This window comes from Stenotrophomonas geniculata (assembly GCF_034508895.1).
Classification (GTDB): domain Bacteria; phylum Pseudomonadota; class Gammaproteobacteria; order Xanthomonadales; family Xanthomonadaceae; genus Stenotrophomonas; species Stenotrophomonas geniculata.
In genome coordinates this window covers 4,089,895-4,110,702 of record NZ_CP140571.1, presented here as the reverse complement: position 1 = coordinate 4,110,702, position 20,808 = coordinate 4,089,895, and the positions used below count along the sequence as shown (strand labels likewise).

Below are 20,808 nucleotides of genomic sequence, written 5' to 3'. Positions count from 1 at the left end.
GGAGGCACCGGGAACGGTCGCGCACAGCGTACCCCAGAAGCATCGCGCCCCAGCTGCAGGTGCAGGTGTCCGCCAGGTCCCGTCAGCCCGTGGCCAGCACGATCACCTGGTCGGCTGCGGTTACCACGCTGCGGCGATGGGTGATGGCCACGATCGTGACATCACCGGCAAGCGCGCGGATATGGCCCATGATCTCGCGCTCGGTCGCCTCGTCCAGCGCCGAGCTGGCTTCATCCAGGAACAGGATGGCGGGCTCTCCGTAGAGTGCACGCGCAATGGCGATGCGCTGCCGTTCGCCGCCGGAAAGTTTCAGGCCGCGCTCGCCCACCGTGGTTTCAAAGCCCTCGGGCAGCGCGTCGATCAAGGCCAGGATCGACGCCTTGTGGGTCGCGCGGCGCAACCGGGTGTCGTCGCGCGGGCGCCCCAGCAGGATGTTGTCGGCCAGGCTCTCGTTGAGCAGGATGACATCCTGGGGAACGACGGCGACGGCGGCGTGCCACGCGGCACGGTCGATGTCGGCCAGGTCGATGCCATCCACCAGGATGCGACCGTGCTGGGGCTCGATCGACTTCAGTGCCAGCTTGAACAGCGTCGACTTCCCTGCCCCGGTCTCCCCCATCAGGAAGTTGATGCCGCCGCGCCCGGCGTGGAAGGACGCATCCCGGACGCCGCGGCCATTGCCGTAGCGATGGCTGACATGCTGGAACTCGATCCGGCCGCATTCTCCGTGGAATCGGCCGGCGTTTGCTGCCTGCCGCTCTTCGGGTGCCGCCCACAGGGACGATAGCGGCGTCAGCAGCGTCCACGAACGGGCAACGTCATCGATCGAGCGCGCGATCATTTCAAAGGGCATGTTGAGCTGCAGCAACAGCAGGTTGAACAGCACGATATCGCCGACGCTCAGGTCACCGCTCTGATAGCGCGGGAGCAGCAGTGCGAAGGTGACGATGAACTCGACCGCCAGGCCGATGCCCAGCAGCGCGATGAAACCGATCCGCTGCAGCACGTACGCCCGCCAACTGTCGCGCACCTCCAGGGCCTTCTGCTCGAAGCGCTGGATCATCCACGCGCTGCCGCCAAACTGGCGCAGCGTCTCCATCGCATTCATCGCATTGCCGACGAAGCGCGCATTCTGCTGGCCCGCTTCGACCGCCGCCTCACGATGGATCCGTGCTCGCCGGGTGGCGATGGCCGAGAGCGTGACGGCCACAGAACCGTAGCCCAGCACGATCGCCACCATCTGCAGGTTGATCAGCGCACCCAGTGTCAGCAGGGTCAGCAGGATCTGCAGTGCGCTGGGAATGAACACCACCAGGCCAAGCTGCACCACGATCTTCAGGGCGTTGCGGCCCTTCTCCCCGGCCACCTGCAGTTCGGCTGCGTTGTAATCCAGGAAGAAGCTGTGTGTCTTCTTCAGCAGCCGCGCGAAGTAGCGGGTGCTGGTGATGAAACCCAGGTTCTCGCCACTGAGGAACGACAGGTACTGCACGGTGTTCTGCAGGATGCTGGCGGCGCCGAGCATCACCGCGTAGAGCAGGAACCCTCCCGCCAGTTCACGGATGCCTTCCGTGCTGATGCGGTCGATCAGGCGCGAGAACAGGTACGGCGCTGCCACCGTGGCCAGACTGGAAAGCACGACGATGGCGGCGATCAACAGCAGCAGCCTGCGGTCCGCCTTCCAGTACGCGGTGAGGATCTCGGTGACCGGCGGCGGCAGCGCGAACATTCTCATCAGCGTCGGTCCGGCATCGGTGCAGTGGCTCCTGTGTGGCGGTGCGCCTGCCGTCGCCCCTCGGCACAGCAAGAGATCGTCGCGCGCCCCGAATGATATGATATAACATCGCCATTGAAGGCGCGATGGCTCGTGCCGCACACCAACATCCGATGAGATCGATGGACCGGGGCATGAACAACGCATCCACCGCCAGACCGGCGGCATTGGTGGTCGCCAGCCTGGCCGCTGCTCTGCAGCTCAACGCGCCGGCAATGGCGCAGGATGCCGGCGCTCCCGGCAGTCCCGCGCAGGGCGACCGGCGATCCGATACCACCACGCTGGACAAGGTGATGGTCATTGGCAGCAACATCCGCGATGCCATTGGCGGCGGCGCCTCCCCGGTCATCGTGATCGACCGGGAGGCCATTGATCGAACCGGGGTGGCCTCGTTGCAGCAGCTCTTCGAGAAGCTGCCGCAGAACTTCGGCGGTGGTGCCAACGGCGCCAACGTCGGCAACCTCGGCGTCGACCGCGATACCGGCAACAACTTCGGCCAGGGCACCGCCATCAACCTGCGTGGCCTCGGCACGGGCACCACGCTGACGCTGATCAATGGCCACCGCGTGACCTCCTCGAACCGCTATCAGTACGTCGACATCTCGCTGATTCCGCTGAGTGCCATCGAGCGCGTGGAGATCCTCACCGATGGCGCCTCGGCCATCTACGGCACCGACGCCGTCGGCGGTGTGGTCAACATCGTCCTGCGCCGCGATTTCACCGGCTATGAAACCTCGCTGCGCTACGGCAGCGTCACCCGCGGCAGCATGGACGAGTACCAGGCATCGCAGTCGGCCGGCTGGTCGTGGGAGGGTGGCCACCTGATGGCCAGCTACGAGTTCCTGAAGCAGTCCAACCTCGCCGCGGTCGACAAGGACTTTTCCAGGAACGTCACGGTCAGGCCGTACGACATCTATCCCGGCTCGAAGCGGCACAGCCTGTATCTGGACGGCGTGCAGGCGCTCAGTGATGTGCTGACGCTCAACCTGACCGGCTCCTTTGCCAAGCGCGAGATGGACACCACTATTTCCGGCACTGCCGACGAGACCCGCCTGTTCCCGCACACGCGGCAGTTCGATGTGTTCGCCGGCCTTACCCTCGAGCTTCCGCGCCAGTGGCAGGCCCGTCTGAATTCCGGATTCGGCAGAAGCGACGTCTCCTACGAGAGAACCACCATCACCGGCAGCTCGGTCAGCACCGCACCGCCGACGGATACCCATTCCGAATCGCGCTACCTGGAGATGATCGCCGACGGCGAGCTGTTCAATCTTCCGGCCGGTGGCGTACGCGCGGCATTCGGTGCGGGCTACCGCCGCGATGGCTATGAACTGCTCGATCACCGTGGGCTTGAGAAGCCGCTGGATCTGCAGCGCACGATCCGTTCCGCTTTCGCCGAGCTCAACATTCCGCTGCTGGCAGACATGCCTGGCGCTCGCCGGCTGTCGCTGACTGCGGCCGCACGCTACGACGACTACAGCGATTTCGGTTCCACCCTCAATCCCAAGCTCGGCCTGCTGTGGGAAGCAACGGAAGGACTTTCATTCCGCACCAGCTACGGCCGCTCCTACCGGGCGCCGGTCTACCAGGACATGCAGCTGAACAACACCGTGGTGGTGGCCAAAGTGCCCAACCCGAGCGCGGCCAACGGAAGCACGGTGCTGATGATGCTCTCCAACGGCAACCCGGACCTGGGGCCCGAACGTGCCAAGACCTGGACCGGCGGCTTCTCGTTCGCGCCCCCGTCGCTGCCGGGCCTCAAGATCGACGCGAACTACTACCACATCGAGTATGCCGACCGGATCGGCAGCGGTTTCGGCGGCAGTTTCCCGTCGCTGTTCCTGCAGTCCACCGCACCCTATGCAGACCTGCTGACCGTCAACCCGACGCCGCAGCAGATCCAGCAGGCGCGCCAGCTGGGTGCCTCCGGCCTGGGACTGTTCGTATCGCGGGTGGGCCCTTATGCGCTGACACCAGGAACCGATGAAACCAGCAGCGAGGTCATCCTCGACAACCGCTTCCGCAACAACGCGTTCACTTCGCAGCGCGGCGTCGACTTCAATGCCTCCTACGATTTCGACGCCGGCCAGACCCGTATCGCATTGAACCTTGCCGGCCAATACATCATCGATTCCAAGCGCCGCGTGACCGCCACCTCGCCCGAGGTCGACGCGGTGAACGCGGTGTACTTCCCGGTCGACCTGAAGGTGCGCGGCGGCCTCGCCGTAAGCCACCGGCAGGTCGCCGGTGGGTTGTTCGTGAACTATGTGGACAGCTATCGCGATCCCGCCAACCGCGCCGACCCCCATGTCACCTCGTGGACGACGGTCGACCTCAATCTCAGGTATGACTTCAGCGGTTCTGCCGGCACCGGCCAGAGCACCTCGCTGGCCTTCAACGTGCAGAATCTGTTCGACAGGAATCCGCCCTTCATCGTCAACAGCATCAACACCGGTTTCGACCCGACCAATGCAACGGCGCTCGGCCGCTTCCTGTCCATGACATTGACCCATCGCTGGTAGGGCGCCCGCCGTGAGCGATGCCTCCCCCGCCCTCTCCAGACCCGCATCCGCCCTGCGCCAGGCGCTGGCCGTTGCCGCGACCCGGCTGAAGCTGATGTGGCGCGAACGGCGCCTGTTGTGGCTCGCGCTGACCCTGCTGCTGCTTGCGGGAGCGTCGGTTACCACGGGCGCAGCACGGCTGGCCCAGCAGGCCCAGGAGCGCCAGATCGTAGCGGAGCAGGAGGCCGGGCTGTGGGACAGCCAGGGCACGATCGACCCGCATGCTGCCGCGCACGTCGGCCGCGCCATTCCCGCGCCGGTGCGGCCGCTGGCGGCGCTCGACCCGGGCATCACGGATTTCGTCGGCACCTCGGTGTTCATCGAAGGCCATGCGCAGAACCCGGCCCGGCACCGACCCATCGAGGCCGGCGCCGCGCTCAGCCGGTTCGATGGCTTCTCCGCCGCATGGGCGCTGCAGGTCGTGGCGCCCCTGCTGATCATCCTTGCCGGATTCGCCAGCCTCTCCGGCGATGTCGCCCGCGAGACCCTCCGCCAGGAGCTCGGCAGTGGTGCATCGGCCCACGTGCTGATCGGTGGCCGCCTGATCGCGCTGGCAACGGCATCGCTGCTGCTGGTCCTCGCCCTGCTGGCGGTCAGCCTTCCGGGCATGGTCGGCCGCACCCTCGGCACGGCCGACACCACGGCGCTCGTTGCGATGTTCGCGGCGTATGCGCTCTATCTCCTGGTGTTCTGCGCCATCACCATCGGTGTCTCGGCGCGCTTCAGCGCAGCACGCACGTCGCTGGTGGTGCTGCTCGGCTTCTGGGTGGTGGCCACCCTGCTCGCGCCGCGGGCGGCCCCCGCACTGGCCGAATCGCTGTATCCCACGCCTACTGCACCCGCGTTCCGGGCGGCGGTCACCGAGGACGCGGAGCACGGTGCTGATGGTCACGACCCGGCGGACAAGCGGCTGGACGCACTGAAAGCAGAGATGCTGGCACGCTACCAGGTGAAGGACGTGGACGATCTTCCGGTCAACTTCCGCGGTGTGGCGCTGGAGTTCGCCGAAGCGAATTCCACCGAGACCTACAACCGCCACTTCGAGCGCATCTACGCCACCTACCAGCGGCAGGCGATCACGCAACGCGCCTTTGCGGCGCTGTCCCCCACCCTCGCGCTGCAGGCCGTGTCACGGGCACTGGCGCGCACCGACTTCGCTGCACATCTGGCGTTCCTGCGCGGGGTCGAGGACTATCGCTACCGGCTGATCCAGGCACTCAACCTGGAAGTGAAACAGCACAAGGCCGCGAACGGCAGCAAGCATCTGGCCGATATCGCGACCCTTACCCGCTCCGTGGCGTACAGCCCGCAACAACCCCCGCTGGGCCACATCGCCGCGGCACAGTCGGTGAACTTCGCCATCCTGCTGGCCTGGGTGCTGCTGGCCCTGGGGCTGGTGTTCACGTCGGCGCGGCATCTCGGGAGTGCCCCATGAGCAGCCTGTCGATCGCAGGGCATGAGATCCGTCGCCTGCTGCGTGACCGGGCGTTGCCGGTGCTGCTTGGCCTGCTGGCGGTGCTGGCGGCCTTTGCAGCATGGAATGGCAGTGCGTGGGTCGGGCAGCGCGAGGCAGCCATCAGCCTGATCAACGCGGAAGAACAGGATGCCAGGGACCGAAGCCGGGGATTCGTTGGCAAGGCACCGTCGGTACTGCCCCGCGTCCAGCCGGTGCTCCCTCCCGGCCCGATGGCGGCATTGTCGATTGGACAGGCGGACGCCTACCCCTACACCGCCGACGTGGTTGCGCTGGGCGACCGTAGCCAGCTGCTCAGGCATGTGTGGTCCGACATCGGCAATCCTGCCGTGCAGGCCGCTGGCCGATTCGACCTGGCCTTCGTCATTGTCTTTCTGCTGCCCTTGGTCATCCTGGCGACCACCTTCGACCTCTGGTCGCGCGAACGCGAGCGCGGCATCACAGCGTTGATGTTGTCACAGCCCATCGCGGCGGGACGGCTGATCGCGGTCAAGGCCCTGGCCCGCGCTGCCATCGTGCTGCTGCCTGCGCTGGCGATCATCCTTGCCGGTGCCGCTGGTTCGGGGGCCACGAGTCCTTCCGGCCTGACCGCGCTTGCCCTGATCGTGCTCGCCTACGGCAGCGTCTGGCTGGCGCTGGCGGTGCTTATCGGCTGCTTCGCCCGGCGCACCACCGAGGCCGCGATCGCTTCCGGCGCACTGTGGCTGCTGATCGTTGTCATGGCCCCGTCACTGGTCCTGGCAGCGGTGAACCTGAGGGTTCCACCGCCCTCGCAGATGCAGCTGGCCACCGCATTGAAGGCGCAACTGGCCGACACTGCCCGCCAGCAGCAGCTGCGCCACGCGGCAGCCTCCCCCGCCACGCGTTCGCCAGCACCGCGCATTGCGGACGCCGTGCGCGTGGCCTATGCCGATCTTGTCCAGGCCGATCAGGCCATCGCGCCCTTGATCGCCGCGCATACGGAGGCTGAGGACGTGCGACGCCGGGCACTCGACCGGGCGCGCCTGCTGCTGCCGTCGGTCGCGGTGCAGGATGCACTGGACCGCCTCGCCGGATCCGACGCCGACCGGGCGCTGGCGTTCCAGCAGCAGGTCCTCATGTACTTGCACGCACGTCGGCAGCTGCACAAGGACTATCTGGACCGTGACGTGCCACAGACGCTGGCCGAGTACGACGCCCTGCCCCGTTTCGAATTCCAGGACACGGCGGGCGCCCTGCAACGCGGTGTACTGATCGACCTGGCCGCGTTGGCGGTCGCCACCCTGCTTCTGCTGATCGCAGCCTGGTCGATGCGGCGTCGGCTGGCCACCCCCTGAGGTACACCACTCATGCTGACTGCAACGCATCTGGTCAAGGAACACGGCAAGCATCGGGCGCTGGATGATGTGAGCTTCACGGTAGCTCCCGGCGAGATCTTCTGCCTGCTGGGTGCCAACGGAGCCGGCAAGTCGACCACGATCAAGCTGTTCCTGGGCTTCCTAGAACCCACCTCCGGATCCGCCGAGGTTGATGGGCTCAGTGCCTGGCAGCGGCCACAGGAGGTACGCCGGCGCCTGTTGTACATCCCGGAGAACGTGGCGCTGTATGACGAACTGACCGGCTATGAAAACCTGGATTACTTCGCGCGCCTGGCTGCGGTGGAGCAGCGTTCGCCCGCACGGCTGAAGGACGCGCTCAGGTCTGCCGGGCTGGCGCCCGAGGCATTCGGGCGACGCGTCGGCCTTTACTCCAAGGGCATGCGCCAGAAGGTGGGCATCGCGCTGGCCATCATCAAGGAAGCCAGGGCGCTGCTCCTTGATGAGCCGACGTCCGGCCTGGACCCGACCGCTTCGGCCGAATTCCACGAGCTGATCGTGCGCCAGCGCGACCGCGGCACGGCGATCCTGATGGCCACCCACGATCTGTTCCGTGCCCGCGAAGTGGCGACGACCATCGGGCTGATGCAAGCCGGCAGGCTGCGCAGGACACTGGATGCCAGCACGATCACCGCCAATGACCTGGAGAGCCTCTACCTTGAGGAAATGAGCCGGAGCGCCTAGGCCACGCCGGCCGCAGGCGCGCTTGGCCGGCCCATCCAGCGCCTGAGCCAGGCTTCGATGTTGACCTGTGGACCGAAGATGCCCAGCACCTGGGATGAGTGATCCGGGCTGACCCTGCGGATGCCCGCGTCGGCCGATGCGCTGTCGATGTAGCCCCGCCGCGCCAGCAGGCCATCCACCAGCAGGCCCCTGATGAACTGCTGATGCCGCTGGGTGACCGCCACCGAGTGATCGTCGAGGTAGGACTTCACCTTGCGCGACAGCAGCGCCTGCGGCAGCAGGCCCTGCAGTGCACGACGCGCGATCGTCCGGTCTTCCGCGCCGGCCATCAGCAGGTGCAGCGGCAGGCGGGCGAACAGTTCCACCACAGGCTGTGCGCTGATGGGTGATACGCCGTGCCAGCGTCCTGCGCCCTCGAAGGGATCGAGCACGCTGGTCGGGAAGATCATCCGGCCGATGTGCGCCAGCTTGTGCGGAGAGAGCCTGTGCCCCTGTGCGCGCGCATGCCGCAGCCAGGCCGGCGGCACGCCATCCTGTTCGGACGCATCCACCTTCACCCATTCGCACGGGTTGCCCCAGCGGCCATTGATGTTGCCCGGCTTCTTGAGCACGCCGTGGACGAAGGCATCCTTGAATACCCCGTACAGCGAATCACCCGACTGCGCGGTTTCGAACGCAACACGGAAAAAGTCACGGTCGATCCCACGCCGCCACGCATAGTCGATGGCAGCGGCATTGCCCTTGAAGCGGAGGAAGACCGCATCGCCGCCGACACCGGGGAACTGCACCGTGTCCACGTCGACATCCACGTCGCGCCGATGCAGCAGGTAACCCGAGCAATGCGCAGGACGCGCGGTTCGCGGGAAGTCCATGATCTCTTCCAGCGAGCAGTGCGGCTGCCGTTGGTACTCGACGAACTCGCAGCTCCTTCCGGAGGATTCACGGGCACCGGCAACGGCCATGCGCGCGAACATGCGCTCATCGGCACCAATGCCGGCATCGTAGTGATGGACGCACTTCACCTCCGGTGCGGAGGGCGCATGCAGCAGGCCGGCGAGGACGATGGAGGAGTCCAGCCCGCCGGACAACTGAAGCTGGATGCATCGATGCTGGCTCGCCAGCGCACCGATACAGCCCAGCAGCGTTGCACGTGCCAGTTGCACGGCTTCCTCCAGATCTTCGATGGGCGCTTCACTGGCCTGCCGCACCACATCCCACTGGTAGTGCCGGCCGATCGGCCGGCCATCACGGATCGTCACTGCCTCGCCCGCTTCGAGCGCGGTGACCTCCTCGAAGCCTGTCTGCAGGCCGTCACGGAACGGGAACAGCAGCGAATAGGACAGGAACGACCAGTCGACGTTGAAGTCACCCACTCCCAGCAGCAGGCAGTCTTCCATGCTCGAAAAGACCACCGTCAACTGATCGACCGTGGTCATGTAGCACGGAATCTCCGCTGTCGGATCGCGCAGCACGAACCAGCGGGTGGTATCCGGCTGGTAGCCCACGGCAACGTAGCGCCCCCAGTACTGCTCCACCAGGCTCCTGCCCTGCGTACTGCAGGCGCTGTCTGCCGATGCAGCATCAGGAAATGCCTGTGCGGGAACGGTATCGGCGGCGAACACCTTGTGGAACAGCTTGCCGAGTACCACCAGCGGACCGGACCGGCTGTACTCGAAGTAGCCCGGGTTGTCGGTCTGGGCATAGATGGCGCCGCCGCAGCCCTTCATCACGCAGGCGATTCCGGGGCGGCCCGCTTCGATCCGTTCCATGGCCTGCAAAGCCTGCGCACGAGCGGATTCGGAATGTTCGTTCCAGAACAGAGCGATGTATCGGTACATGCCTCAAGCCGGTTACAGCACCAGGATGGGCGTCATCCGGCGCAGATTGAAGGGGATGTCGGTCAGGACCTGGTCGCCGTGCTGCAACCAGCAATGCGCTGCGAACGGCTGGGTGCGCACCGCGAACACCCACGCGGGAACGATGCCGTACCGCGACAGGAACTCACGCATGGCCAGGCAGTAGAGGAAGCACTCATCGGTCTTCCTGAAGGCGATCGGTCGCAACCAATCGAACACCCGGACCAGGAGGGCCAGCTGCTGCAGATCCACCTCGCCCGGCACGGAGGCCTGACCGCGCCTGCGGGCTGCCGACACCGTGTAGCTGAAAGGCAGGAACGCCCTGCTGCAGGCCGCGCGCGTGACCGAGGCCAGGAAGCGGCGCACATCGCAGGCCGTGATCGGCGGACATCCTCGGGACTCGCCCTCGCGCACCCAGTGCAGGGGCAACGCGATTTCGGCACTTGCTGCGGATTTGCCACGCAGCGGATCCTGGGTGATCAGGCGCCGATCAAGCAGCGACTGCAGCATCCTCGGCCTCGGCGCTCCATCGGAGGCCAGGGGCCAGTCCCGCACCAGCCCGCCAAGCGCCGCCGCTCCGCGCCGATCGATGGAGAGATAGCTGCCGGAGGCCTGATCAAGAATGACCATTGCGTCACCGGTCACACAGACATGTGCGTGCTTCGAAAGGAAGTAGGTGGTTTCAGGCTGGTCCATCGCGAGCGTGATCTCATGCTGCTGCAGGCATCAGAGCGGTGCATGCGGGGGGCATGCACCGCAGGTCATGCAGGGTGCGATGGATCAGGGCGAGGTGGTCGGGAAGACGCCATCCCACAACGTGCCGTGGTTGTGCGCCTTCGTTTCGGAAACCACCGAGCCCAGCTCGATCAGTTCACCCTGGTCTTCGTGATTCTGCTCTCCAGCCACTACGCCCAGCTCAATCAGTTCGTTCATGAACATCTCCTCTAGTCAGTGGATGCACCCACGCGATGCAGTGGATGCACAGCGGCCAGGCTAGCCTCGCCCCGCGTGTTTCAGGACGATTGCCGTCAAGGCACGTAAATGTTACGATATAACATATTATTTTGGTGTGACGGCCGACCGTGATCGGACGCCGCTGCAGCGACTCCCAAGAGAGCGAGATGGATGCCCACCGAGATCAATGACGATGGCCTTGATCCCACCCTTCTGCTGAAGGGCCTGTTTCCACTGCCGAAGTTCATCCGCTTCGTCCGGGAGCGTTGCCCACCAGGAAGCCTTGATGAAGCGATGCTGGTTGAGCAGTGGCGGGAAGCCCGCGCCCTGGTGCGTCGCCTTCATCACGACGAAGCAGACCACGCCGATGCCATGGACGTCCTCGACCTGCCCGAAGAAATGCGGCCACTGGCCGAGCAGGCGCTTCGCCAACCCTCGATGCACCGCATGACGAGCATGGTCCCACGCAGTTGGAAGATGGTGGAGATCGACCGGCTGGTGGTCTTCCAGGAGTGCATCAACCTGCGCCACATCGATCAGCTTGCAGCGGCCACGGCCGCGTCACCCGATGCAAGCGAGATCATGGAGCTGGTGGCGCGACGTGGACGCCACACACATCCGGATGTGCGCTTTACCCAGTCCGATGGCATCTACACGTTCGCATCTGCGTCCAACGACCTGCGCTTCCTCGACGTGGCGACGATCGACCCTCGCACCATCGCCGGTTACGAGCCGTTCGGCGCAGCCAGCCACGCCCTTGTCGTCTATCTCGGTTTCAGCGACAACCTGATCAGCGCCACACGCATTGGCCGCCGGATCATCCTGACCAACGGCTCGCACCGGCTGTACCTGCTGCGCAGGCTCGGCTTCCGCCATGCACCCTGCCTGGTGACCGATGCGTCCGACAGCGATCTGTCCGACGTGTTGCTGCCCGCCGCGGTGAAGCAGGATCGGCCGTTCTATCTGGGCGCTTCGCGACCGCCGATGTTCAAGGACTACCTGGATCCACGCCTGACCTGCACCGTGCCGGTCACCCGCAAGCACTATGCGCTCAGGGCCAAGCTGGATCTGCAGCGGATCACGGTTCCAGTGGTGTAGAAAGGCCGTGGGCATCAAGCCCGACGGCGGTAGCCAGCCACATCAGGTCGTCGCCCGCAGAACGCCTTTCAGATACGCGTCGTCGCCATGAACCGTTCGCGGTCCTGCTGCGTGCGGCGGCGGATCTCCTCCAGCGCCTGGCTTTCGGTCGCCTGCAGCATGGCTTCGAACAGGCGCTGGAAGTGATGGCGCATCGCATTGCGTGCGGCCACCGGATCACGCGCACGCAGGGCTTCGAAGATGGCCATGTGCTCGTCGGCACGGCTGGCGCCATCATCGTGGCAGACCCGGGCATAGACCTCGGTCACCCGCGGCAGTTCGCTGCGCATGCGCCAGATCTGCTGCACGAAAAATTCCACCACCGGATTGCCGGAAAGCCGGGCGATGGCCAGGTGGAAACGGCGGTCGTACTCGCCGGCTTCGGCGTCGCTCAGGTCGCGACGGCACAGCGCTTCGGCCAACGCCTGCAATTCGGCAATGCCGGCATCATCCAGATTGCTGGCAGCCAGCGCGGCAGCCTCGGCTTCGAATACCGCGCGGGCAGCGGTGAGGTCGAAGGCGCTGACATCCGGCAGCCCGCCGGACGCCTGTGTCGGGCGCGGCTTCACATGCACGCCCGAACCGATGCGGATGGCGATCCAGCCCTGTGCTTCCAGTGCGATCTCGGCTTCGCGGATGGTGACCCGGCTGACACCGAACCGTTCGGCCAGTTCACGCTCGCCGGGCAGCCGCGAGCCCGGCGGAAATTCGCCGTCCTCGATCAGCTTGCGGAGCTTGGCAGCGATGGTCTGGTAAAGGCGGTTGGCGGACATGCGGCTGACCCTTGGCGATTCCCTCCGGGTCCCTGCCCTGCCACCGCGGCCGGCAAGGGTCCGGTTGGAGCGACGGCGCGACCACTGGCCGCGCCGCCCTGTTCAGAACTTGTATCGTACACCGAAATACGCACGCCGCCCGTAGGTCACCACTTCGCGGAAGTTCCCATAAAGCGGCTGGTAGGCCACGCGCGGCTCGTTGGTCAGGTTCATCAGCTCCAGCGACAGCGACAACTGCTTGTTCACCCGGTAGCGCAGGCGCAGGTCCACGCTGGTGTTGTCATCATAGTAGCGGTTCTGCTGCGCGGTGTTGCCGGTGAAGTCCTGGTAGTAGTGCGAGCGGAACTTGCCGATGGCCTGGATGTTGAAGCGCCCGACGTCCCAGTAGATCGAGCCGGACAGGACGTGCCGCGAGAAGCCGCTGAGACCCGCCGGCGGCACGATCGCCGGAATGATCGTGCCATCACTGGCCAGCTGCTCGCCCAGTCGTGAGTCCTGGGTCCGGTAGTCGGCATCGGCGTAGTTGTAGCTGACCTTGAATCCCAGCCCGTCGAAGGGCTTGGGCAGGTACGACAGTCGATGGGTGGCGGTCAGCTCGAAGCCGGTCAGCGTGCTGTCCTCGTCGGTGGTTACCTGCTGCCGCACCGGCACAGTCACGCTCTGGCCGTCGATGGTGTAGGTCTCCGGCACCAGCGCAGTGGCGGTGCCGCCGTTGAACTGCTTCCAGTACACCGCGCCGGCCAGCATCGTGTCCGGGTTCGGGTACCACTCCAGTGACAGGTCGCCGTTCCAGGACATCAGCGGCTGCGCCGCCGGGTTGCCACTGGCGCTGATGTCATCCAGCGCATCGGCCAGGTTGCCGTAGGTGGCATCACTGCTCACGTTGATGGTGCGCCCCGCACCCAGCGCGGCGATGTCCGGCCGTGACATCGCGCGGTATGCACCGACCCGCAGCAACACGTCCGGGCGCAGTTCGAAGGCCGCGTTGAGGCTGGGCAGCAGCTTGTCGTTGCCCGCCTTGAACACCTGCGTGCTGTACTCGCCGGTGGGTTGCAGGCGGATCGTCCCGTCACCGTTGTCCTCGATACGCAGGCCGGTACGCACGCCTTCGGAGCGAACATCGGTCTTGACCCAGCGCAGGCCGAGGTTGCCGGTCACCGGCAAACCAAACAGGCTGCTGCTGAACTCACCCAGCAGATAGAGCGCGCGTGTCTTCTCGGTGATATCGACATTGTTCGGATCCTGGAAACCCGGATCCAGCCCGCTGTCGAGGCTGCCACGGAACGACTGGTACAGGCAGTTCGGATCGAAGTACGCCCACGAGGAGATCGTGTTGCCGCTGGCGGCATCCATGAAGTCATCCTGGGGGAATGGTGCACGGCAGGCCTGGTTGGCAGCGATGATCTTCGCCTTGTCGGCCGCCACGCGCTGGTCGTAGTCGGTTACCAGGGTGTTGTCGCGCAGGCGGTAGTCGGCCTGGCTGGCGCGCACGCCGCCCTTGATGCGGGTGAAGAAACCGGACTCGGGCATGAAACTGGCATCGAAGCGCCCAGCCTTGATCTTGTGATCGTTCTCCGTTGCGCTTGAGGTCACCCGCGCCGCCCCGGTGTAGGCGTCCCAGTTGGTGGGGTCGAAGTTCGGCGCCAGCGCAACACTGGGCACTTCGCCGTGCCAGTCCCAGTCATAGTCCACGTAGCCGGTGGCACCACTGCTGATGCCGGGCACGGCGGCATTGTTGACGTCGCGCTGGTTCGCGCGCAGGCGGGTCATGCGCTCGCTATCGAGGCGATTGGTGTGCGAGTACGAAAGATCGGTGGACAGTTCCCAGGCCGGGGTCGGTCGCAGGATCAGGTTCAGGCCACCCCCGGTGTATTCCTCGCCACGCCAGTAGCGGTTGGAGGTGGAGTCGATCGAGGTGCTGCCATGCAGGTGGCGCACGATGCCCTCTGCGTCCACGTCGCGCTGGGTGATGCCGCGACGTGCGTTGGACAGGCTCAGATCGCTGCGGTTCTCGTACCAGTTGCGCTCGGTGTGTTCGAAGTCGAGATTTACTTCAACCACGTCATTGGGCCGCCACTGCAGGGCAGCGAACTCGCTCTGGCGGTCGTTGCGCTCCTGCTTGAGCCGGTAGATGCGGCTGCTGGGCACCAGGTAGTACGGTGCGCCGTTGGCGATGGCCTGCGCGGACACTTCATTGCAGTTGGCATTGCCCACGTTCTGCGTGCCATCGCAGGCATACCAGGTGGAACCGCTGGTGATGCTCTCTTCCGGATCGGTGCCGTCCAGGCGCTGGAAACCCAGCGAAATGCCCAGCTTCTGCCCGTTGCCGAACTCGAACTGGTCGATGTAGCTGGCGGTGCCGCGGTAGCCGATGCCGTCGTCGTCGCGGTACTTCTTGTCATACTCGGCCCAGCTGCCACGCAGATCGATCTGCGCCGCCCGCTTGCCGTACTCCAGTGGGCGCAGTGTTTCCAGGCCGATGGTGCCGGCCACGCCGCCTTCGATGATGTCGGCGCGCTGGGTCTTGTAGATGGCGACCGTATTGATCAGCTCGGCGGGGAACATGTTGAAGTTCACCGAGCGGTCGCCGCTGCCGTTGGTGATCTCGCGGCCATTGAAGTTGGTGCTGCTGAGGAAGGCGCCCAGGCCACGGATGGAGATTTCCGAGGCCCCGGTCTTGTCGCGGGTCGAAGCGGCGCCGGTCAGGGTCTCGATCGCGTCGGCCAGCGAGGGCGCCGGCAGGTCGCCGATGTCATCGGCCGAGAGCACATCGGCAATGACCGTGTCGTCGCGCTTCTTGTTGATCGAGCTCTGCATCGATTCGCGGATGCCGGTGACCTGCACCTGGTCCAGCGTGGTGGGATCCTGCCCTGCTGCCTCCTTGCTGGATTGCGCCTGGGCCGTGGGCAGGCCCGCCAGCACGGCAAGCAGCGCCACGATCAGGGGTGTGGGGGACAACGAGATGCTGTGCACTGCTCCGGCGGGTCGCCGCATGGTTTCCTCCTCCCAAAGGATCGCCTGCATGCCAGGCGTGGGACGCAGCTTCGGCACGGCGACATGAAAATGTCAACCAATTGGTATGTGAATGTTCAAATGCCTTTGATCCATACCAGTTGATCGCAATTTAATGTGCTTCTGCAGCATGACTTTGCGCGAAAGCTGGCTTACAACAGACCCGAAAGTGGTATGCAGACCCACCCTGAAACGACGGCCGGGCCGTCCCTGGAAGGATTTCATGCGCATTCACTCGCTGGCACGTCACCCGTCCAACTATCCATCACTGTTTTGCCTGGCCACTGGTCTGGTCATGTGCCTGACCACTTCAGCGGCAAGTGCTACCAGCTGGCTCGTCCACGATGTCGCTGAGTTCACTACCGCCGCCTCGGCGCTGCAGCCCGGCGATGAGATCGTGTTGGCTGACGGCATCTGGACCGACGCCCGGTTGCTGCTGAAGGGCCAGGGCACGGCAGCCGCGCCGATCACGCTGCGCGCGCAGACCGCCGGCAAGGTCGTCTTCAGCGGGCGCTCGGACCTGCGCCTGGCAGGGAGCTACCTGCAGGTGTCCAACCTGGTGTTCCGCAACGGCTACGCACCGGGTGATGCGGTGGTGGCATTCCGCGAATCGAGCAAGGCCGTCGCCAGCAACAGCCGCGTCACCGGCCTGGTGATCGACGACTACACCAACCCCGATGCCAGCGACCAGGACTACTGGGTTTCCTTCTATGGCAGCCACAACCGCCTCGATCACAGCCAGCTGCGCGGCAAGACCAATGCCGGGCCGACCGTGGTGGTGGTGCGCGATGCCACCCAGGGCCTGGACAACCAGCACCGCATCGACCACAACTGGTTCGGCCCACGCCCAGCGCTGGGCGTCAACGGCGGTGAAACGATTCGCGTCGGCACCAGTGACACCTCACTGAGCAATTCCAACAGCACGGTGGAGAACAACTGGTTCGAAGGCTGCGACGGCGAGACCGAAATCGTCTCCAACAAGTCTGGCGGCAATACCTTCCGCGGCAACGTGTTCTATCGTTCGGCCGGAGCACTGACCCTGCGCCACGGCAATGGCAACCGGGTGATCGACAATGTCTTCCTCGGCGATGACAAGGCCGGCACCGGCGGCGTACGCATCATCAACGCCGACCAGACCGTCAGCAACAACTACTTTGAACGGCTGGCCGGGTCCAGCAACCGTTCGGCACTGGCGGTGATGGATGCGCAGGCCAATCCGCCGCTGTCCGGCTATGCGCCGGTGGTGAATGCCACGATCAGCGGCAACACCTTCGTGGACGTGGCGAAGATCAGTTTCGGCGTCGGCCATGATGAGGCGAAGGGCATCGTGGTGGCCGCCAGCAACAGCCGCTTCACCGGCAACCTGATCGTCAACCGCACCAGCAGGAACCCGCCCAATGCCGCCAGTTCGCTGGCCGGTATCGACTTCAGTGGCAACGTGCAGTCGCCGGCAGCCAGCACTGTGTTCCCGGGAGGCGTAGAGAGCCGTGGTGTCAGCCTGCAGCAGGCTGATAGCGGATTGTGGGTTGCCACGCCTGCCCTGCCCGCCGTGGGTGCCGATCCTGCGCTGGCGATGACCGCGCGCGAGGCGACCGGCGTTGCCTGGTATCCCAAGGTGGGCGAAGTTGCCCTGTCACGCACCCGCAATGGAGTTGATCGATGAGGTTGCAGCCGCTGTTCGTTTCCCTGGCTTTGGCCGCCCCCTTCGCCCTGCTGCCGAGCGCATCGCTGTTCGCAGCCCCCACTGCCGCCGTGCGACAGGCCGAGGCCGCGCCGGTGCTGGTCACCGCCGCACAGTGGCAGCAGATGGCCAGCGAAGGCCGCAGCTACCCGTGGTTTTCCAAGGAGCAGGCGCGCACCGAGGCGACGCTGAAGAAGATGATGAAAACCGGTATCGACGTGCCGGTACCCAAGGACAAGGGCGGCGGGCGCACCCATGAACAGCACAAGCGCAACTACCAGGCGCTGCTGGCGGCGGGCACGCTGTACCGGCTGACCGGCGACAGGGCCTACGTGGACTATGCGCGCGACATGCTGCTGCAGTATGCCCAGCTCTACCCGACGCTGGGCCCGCACCCGGAAGGCCGTGGGCAGATCCCCGGGCGCGTGTTCTGGCAGGTGCTCAACGATTCGGTATGGCTGGTCAACGCCATCCAGGGCTACGACGCGATCCGCGACGCGCTGTCCGCCAACGACCGCAACACCATCGAATCGAAGGTGTTCCGGCCAATGGCCGAGTTCCTCGTCAGCGAGCCGAAGAACTACGACCAGATCCACAACCACGCCACCTGGGCGGTGGCCGCCACCGGCATGACCGGCTACGTGCTGCGCGACCCTGAGCTGGTGGAGAAATCCCTGCGCGGCAGTCGGAAGGACGATCAATTCGGCTTTCTTCGGCAGATCGACCTGCTGTTCTCGCCCGATGGTTACTACGAGGAAGGCCCCTACTACCAGCGCTATGCACTGGCGCCGTTCCTGCTGTTCGCCAATGCCATAGAACGCAACGAACCTCAGCGGAAGATCTTCGCGCGCCGTGACGGCGTGCTGTTGAAGGCCGTGGATGTGCTGGTGCAGTCCAGCTACAACGGCTTGTTCTTCCCGATCAACGACGCCATCCTGGACAAAGGCATCGACACCGAAGAGCTGGTGGCCGGCATCGGCATCGCCTATGCGCGTACCGGTGATGACCGCCTGCTGTCCGTGGCCCAGCAGCAGCAGCGCCTGCTGCTTTCGCCCGAAGGGCTGGAGGTGGCGCAGGCGCTGGCGGCGAACAAGGCCAAGCCTTTCGACTACAGGCCGATGCTGCTGCGCGACGGCCCTGACGGCGACCGCGGCGGCTTGGCCATTCTGCGCATGAACGGCGAGCGCGGCCAAGCGCTGGTGCAGAAGGACACCATGCAGGGCATGGGCCACGGCCACTTCGACAAGCTCAACTGGTTGTTCTACGACAACGGCAACCCGGTGGTGACCGACTACGGCGCGGCCCGCTTCCTCAACGTGGAAGCCAAGCGCGGCGGCATCTACCTGGCCGAGAACCGCAGCTGGGCCAAGCAGACCGTGGCCCACAACACCCTGGTGGTGGACGAGCAGAGCCACTTCAAGGGCGACTGGAAGCGCGGCGAGGAGCATGCCCCGCAGGTGCGCTTCTTCCAGGCCGATGCCGATGCCCAGGTCGCCTCGGCAACCATGCGCGATGCGTATCCAGGCGTGATCTTCACCCGCACCCAGGCGCTGCTGCGCCACCCCGACCTGGGTCTGCCAGTGGTGCTGGATCTGTTGCAGGTGCACGGTAACAAGGCCGCGCGCTACGACCTGCCGCTGCACTTCAACGGTCACATCGTCACCACCGGCTTCGAGGCCGAACACTTCCCCGCCCAGCGCCCGGTGCTGGGCAAGGACAACGGCTACCAGCACCTGTGGCTGGATGCACGCAGCAAACCCGGCAGCGAACCGCGTTCGCTGGCCTGGCTGCTGGACGGCCGCTTCTACACCTACCGCTTCGGCAGCAGCGCACCCGCACAGGCGCTGCTGGTGGAAAGCGGTGCCAACGATCCGGAATTCAACCTGCGCCGCGAACCGGCCCTGCTGCAGCGCGTGGAAGGCCAGAAGGACGTGACCTTCTTCAGCGTGCTGGAGCCGCACGGCGAGTACAACGGCACCGCCGAGTACGTGCACGGCGCCGACAGCCGCATCAAGGACATCGTGCGCACCCGTGGCAGCGATGCCGAGGTGATCGAACTGCGCCTTGCCAGTGGAGCCCGCATCGCGCTGGGCGTGTCCGATGACAGCAGCGCCAAGGGCGAGCACAGCGTGACCGTCGACGGCCATGCCTACGGCTGGAGCGGCAGCCACGCGCGCATGGACCGCAGCAAGGATGACGCGAAATGAACGGCCCTGCGGTGGTGGCCAACCTGCGCAAGGTGCCGGTGCGTTCAACAGTGCGCTGGCTGATCGTGGGCCTGATCGCCGTGGCTACGGTCATCAACTACATCGACCGCAACGCACTGGCGGTGATGTGGCCGGAAATCGCCAAGGAAGTGGGCGCGACCAAGGATGACTACGCGCTGCTGGTGACGGTGTTCATGCTGTTCTATGCCGCCGGCCAGTTCCTGTTCGGGCGCCTGTTCGACATGATCGGAACGCGCCTGGGTTTCGCTCTGTCGATCAGCGTGTGGTCGATCTCCATCGCCCTGCATTCGGTCACCCATTCGATGCTGTCCTTCAGCCTGGTGCGGGCGATGCTCGGCATCAGCGAGGCCGGTGCCTGGCCCGGCGCGGTCAAGGCCAATGCCGAGTGGTTCCCGGCACGCGAGCGCGCATTGGCGCAGGGCGTGTTCAACGCAGGTGCGTCGATCGGCGCGATTGTCTCCGCACCGGCCATCGCCGGCCTGTACCTGTGGCTGGGCTGGCGCGGCACCTTCGTGCTGGTCGGTGCGATCGGCTTCCTGTGGCTGCTGCCATGGCTGTTTGTCTACCGCGCCGGGCCGGACAAGCATCCGTGGGTGAGCGATGCCGAGCGCCGGTTGATCCAGGAAGACCAGGCCGGGCAGCAGGCAGAGGTGGCACCGAAGGCCAGCGTTCGTGAGCTGCTGGCCCACCGGCAGAGCTGGGGCATGCTCGCCTGCCGCTTCCTGCTGGACCCGATCTGGTGGTTGTTCGTGTCCTGGCTGCCGATCTACCTGGCCGAAACCTTCGGCTTCGACATCAAGCAGATCGGCCTGTTTGCCTGGGTGCCGTTCGTTGGCGCGATGCTGGGCAGCCTCAGCGGCGGTTGGCTGTCCGGGCGGATGATCCGCGCCGGGCACAGCGTGGACCGCGCCCGCAAGCTGGCCATCACGCTGGGCTGCGTGATCATGGCCCCTGCCCTGCTGGCTGCCGTGCTGGCCAACCAGCCGCTGCTGGCGGTGCTGGCGATCGCTGCCGTGCTGTTCGGCTTCCAGGTGGCCATCGGCAACATCCAGACCCTCCCCGGCGATCTGTTCGACGGCCGCTCGGTGGGCACGCTGGCGGGCCTGGGGGGCCTGGCCGCCGTGGCCGGCACCTTGATCACCACCTGGCTGGTGCCGGTGCTGACCCGCCATTCCTACGCTCCGATCTTCATCCTCGTTGCCGCGCTGGTGCCGCTGTCGCTGGCTGCGCTGTGGTGGTGGACCGGGCCTATCCAGAAGCTCGACCGCCGCGCCGGTTGAGCCTGGGTCTCCTTCTTTTCCAAGTACATCCATTCCCCTGCAAAC

Annotated in this window: 14 protein-coding genes; 8 read left to right on the top strand and 6 right to left on the bottom strand. The window is 65.6% G+C overall.

All coding sequences use genetic code 11. The features are described 5' to 3' along the window. Positions 1–82: 82 nt before the first annotated feature. Positions 83–1,873 (bottom strand): ABC transporter ATP-binding protein, encoded by a 1,791-nt coding sequence (locus tag RI032_RS18920; protein ID WP_322547524.1) that lies wholly within the window; start codon positions 1,871–1,873, stop codon positions 83–85. Between the two features lie 32 nt (positions 1,874–1,905). Here RI032_RS18920 and RI032_RS18915 point away from each other — a divergent pair, with 32 nt between their 5' ends. From RI032_RS18915 to RI032_RS18900, 4 genes are read left to right on the top strand one after another with little or no spacing between them, the layout of a single operon-like run. Then, positions 1,906–4,290 (top strand): TonB-dependent receptor plug domain-containing protein, encoded by a 2,385-nt coding sequence (locus tag RI032_RS18915; RefSeq protein ID WP_322547523.1) that lies wholly within the window; start codon positions 1,906–1,908, stop codon positions 4,288–4,290. Positions 4,291–4,300: 10 nt separating this feature from the next. Continuing rightward, positions 4,301–5,764: a DUF3526 domain-containing protein gene (locus RI032_RS18910; protein WP_322547522.1), complete on the top strand. Its 1,464-nt coding sequence runs from the start codon at positions 4,301–4,303 to the stop codon at positions 5,762–5,764. Beyond that, a complete protein-coding gene (locus RI032_RS18905; protein ID WP_322547521.1) occupies positions 5,761–7,119 on the top strand; it encodes an ABC transporter permease subunit in 1,359 nt (452 codons plus the stop codon). The genes RI032_RS18910 and RI032_RS18905 overlap by 4 nt, the downstream gene beginning before the upstream one ends. 12 nt (positions 7,120–7,131) lie before the next feature. Next, positions 7,132–7,842, top strand: a complete 711-nt coding sequence (locus RI032_RS18900) for an ABC transporter ATP-binding protein (RefSeq protein WP_322547520.1) — start codon at positions 7,132–7,134, stop codon at positions 7,840–7,842. Here the strand turns inward: RI032_RS18900 and RI032_RS18895 are convergent. The 3 genes from RI032_RS18895 to RI032_RS18885 all read right to left on the bottom strand — a co-directional run bounded on the left by RI032_RS18895 (position 7,839) and on the right by RI032_RS18885 (position 10,631). Then, the gene (locus RI032_RS18895) at positions 7,839–9,611 is read right to left on the bottom strand and encodes an asparagine synthase-related protein (RefSeq protein ID WP_322547519.1); all 1,773 of its coding nucleotides are present in this window, start codon (positions 9,609–9,611) and stop codon (positions 7,839–7,841) included. The two genes, RI032_RS18900 and RI032_RS18895, sit on opposite strands and share 4 nt — an antisense overlap. Before the next feature lie 81 nt (positions 9,612–9,692). Continuing rightward, positions 9,693–10,394: a lasso peptide biosynthesis B2 protein gene (locus RI032_RS18890; RefSeq protein WP_322547518.1), complete on the bottom strand. Its 702-nt coding sequence runs from the start codon at positions 10,392–10,394 to the stop codon at positions 9,693–9,695. A gap of 84 nt (positions 10,395–10,478) precedes the next feature. Beyond that, the gene (locus RI032_RS18885) at positions 10,479–10,631 is read right to left on the bottom strand and encodes a hypothetical protein (protein WP_162292569.1); all 153 of its coding nucleotides are present in this window, start codon (positions 10,629–10,631) and stop codon (positions 10,479–10,481) included. 192 nt (positions 10,632–10,823) lie between these two features. Here RI032_RS18885 and RI032_RS18880 point away from each other — a divergent pair, with 192 nt between their 5' ends. Beyond that, entirely contained in the window at positions 10,824–11,750 is a 927-nt protein-coding gene (locus RI032_RS18880) for a hypothetical protein (protein WP_134957749.1), read from the top strand. 68 nt (positions 11,751–11,818) lie between these two features. Here RI032_RS18880 and RI032_RS18875 read toward each other — a convergent pair whose 3' ends face one another. Beyond that, positions 11,819–12,562 carry a FadR/GntR family transcriptional regulator gene (locus RI032_RS18875; RefSeq protein WP_032127248.1) on the bottom strand — a complete coding sequence of 248 codons (744 nt, stop codon included), beginning with the start codon at positions 12,560–12,562 and terminating at the stop codon, positions 11,819–11,821. Positions 12,563–12,664: 102 nt separating this feature from the next. Next, positions 12,665–15,556, bottom strand: a complete 2,892-nt coding sequence (locus tag RI032_RS18870) for a TonB-dependent receptor (protein WP_322547517.1) — start codon at positions 15,554–15,556, stop codon at positions 12,665–12,667. A gap of 241 nt (positions 15,557–15,797) precedes the next feature. Here RI032_RS18870 and RI032_RS18865 point away from each other — a divergent pair, with 241 nt between their 5' ends. From RI032_RS18865 to RI032_RS18855, 3 genes are read left to right on the top strand one after another with little or no spacing between them, the layout of a single operon-like run. Next, complete coding sequence (locus tag RI032_RS18865; protein ID WP_322547516.1) at positions 15,798–17,237, top strand: polysaccharide lyase 6 family protein; 1,440 nt, start codon at positions 15,798–15,800, stop codon at positions 17,235–17,237. After that, positions 17,234–19,462, top strand: coding sequence for an oligoalginate lyase (locus RI032_RS18860; RefSeq protein ID WP_322547515.1), 2,229 nt, complete (start codon positions 17,234–17,236; stop codon positions 19,460–19,462). The genes RI032_RS18865 and RI032_RS18860 overlap by 4 nt, the downstream gene beginning before the upstream one ends. Beyond that, entirely contained in the window at positions 19,459–20,763 is a 1,305-nt protein-coding gene (locus RI032_RS18855) for an MFS transporter (RefSeq protein WP_019336529.1), read from the top strand. The genes RI032_RS18860 and RI032_RS18855 overlap by 4 nt, the downstream gene beginning before the upstream one ends. The last annotated feature ends 45 nt before the right edge of the window (positions 20,764–20,808 follow it).

Excerpts from the sequence above, each read along its gene's own strand:
- RI032_RS18870 (WP_322547517.1), bottom strand. The coding sequence starts at position 15,556 with ATGCGGCGACCCGCCGGAGCAGTGCACAGCATCTCGTTGTCCCCCACA.
- RI032_RS18890 (WP_322547518.1), bottom strand. The coding sequence starts at position 10,394 with ATGGACCAGCCTGAAACCACCTACTTCCTTTCGAAGCACGCACATGTC.
- RI032_RS18855 (WP_019336529.1), top strand. The coding sequence starts at position 19,459 with ATGAACGGCCCTGCGGTGGTGGCCAACCTGCGCAAGGTGCCGGTGCGT.
- RI032_RS18915 (WP_322547523.1), top strand. The coding sequence starts at position 1,906 with ATGAACAACGCATCCACCGCCAGACCGGCGGCATTGGTGGTCGCCAGC.
- RI032_RS18880 (WP_134957749.1), top strand. The coding sequence starts at position 10,824 with ATGCCCACCGAGATCAATGACGATGGCCTTGATCCCACCCTTCTGCTG.
- RI032_RS18885 (WP_162292569.1), bottom strand. The coding sequence starts at position 10,631 with ATGAACGAACTGATTGAGCTGGGCGTAGTGGCTGGAGAGCAGAATCAC.
- RI032_RS18895 (WP_322547519.1), bottom strand. The coding sequence starts at position 9,611 with ATGGAACGGATCGAAGCGGGCCGCCCCGGAATCGCCTGCGTGATGAAG.
- RI032_RS18905 (WP_322547521.1), top strand. The coding sequence starts at position 5,761 with ATGAGCAGCCTGTCGATCGCAGGGCATGAGATCCGTCGCCTGCTGCGT.
- RI032_RS18865 (WP_322547516.1), top strand. The coding sequence starts at position 15,798 with ATGCGCATTCACTCGCTGGCACGTCACCCGTCCAACTATCCATCACTG.
- RI032_RS18860 (WP_322547515.1), top strand. The coding sequence starts at position 17,234 with ATGAGGTTGCAGCCGCTGTTCGTTTCCCTGGCTTTGGCCGCCCCCTTC.
- RI032_RS18900 (WP_322547520.1), top strand. The coding sequence starts at position 7,132 with ATGCTGACTGCAACGCATCTGGTCAAGGAACACGGCAAGCATCGGGCG.
- RI032_RS18875 (WP_032127248.1), bottom strand. The coding sequence starts at position 12,562 with ATGTCCGCCAACCGCCTTTACCAGACCATCGCTGCCAAGCTCCGCAAG.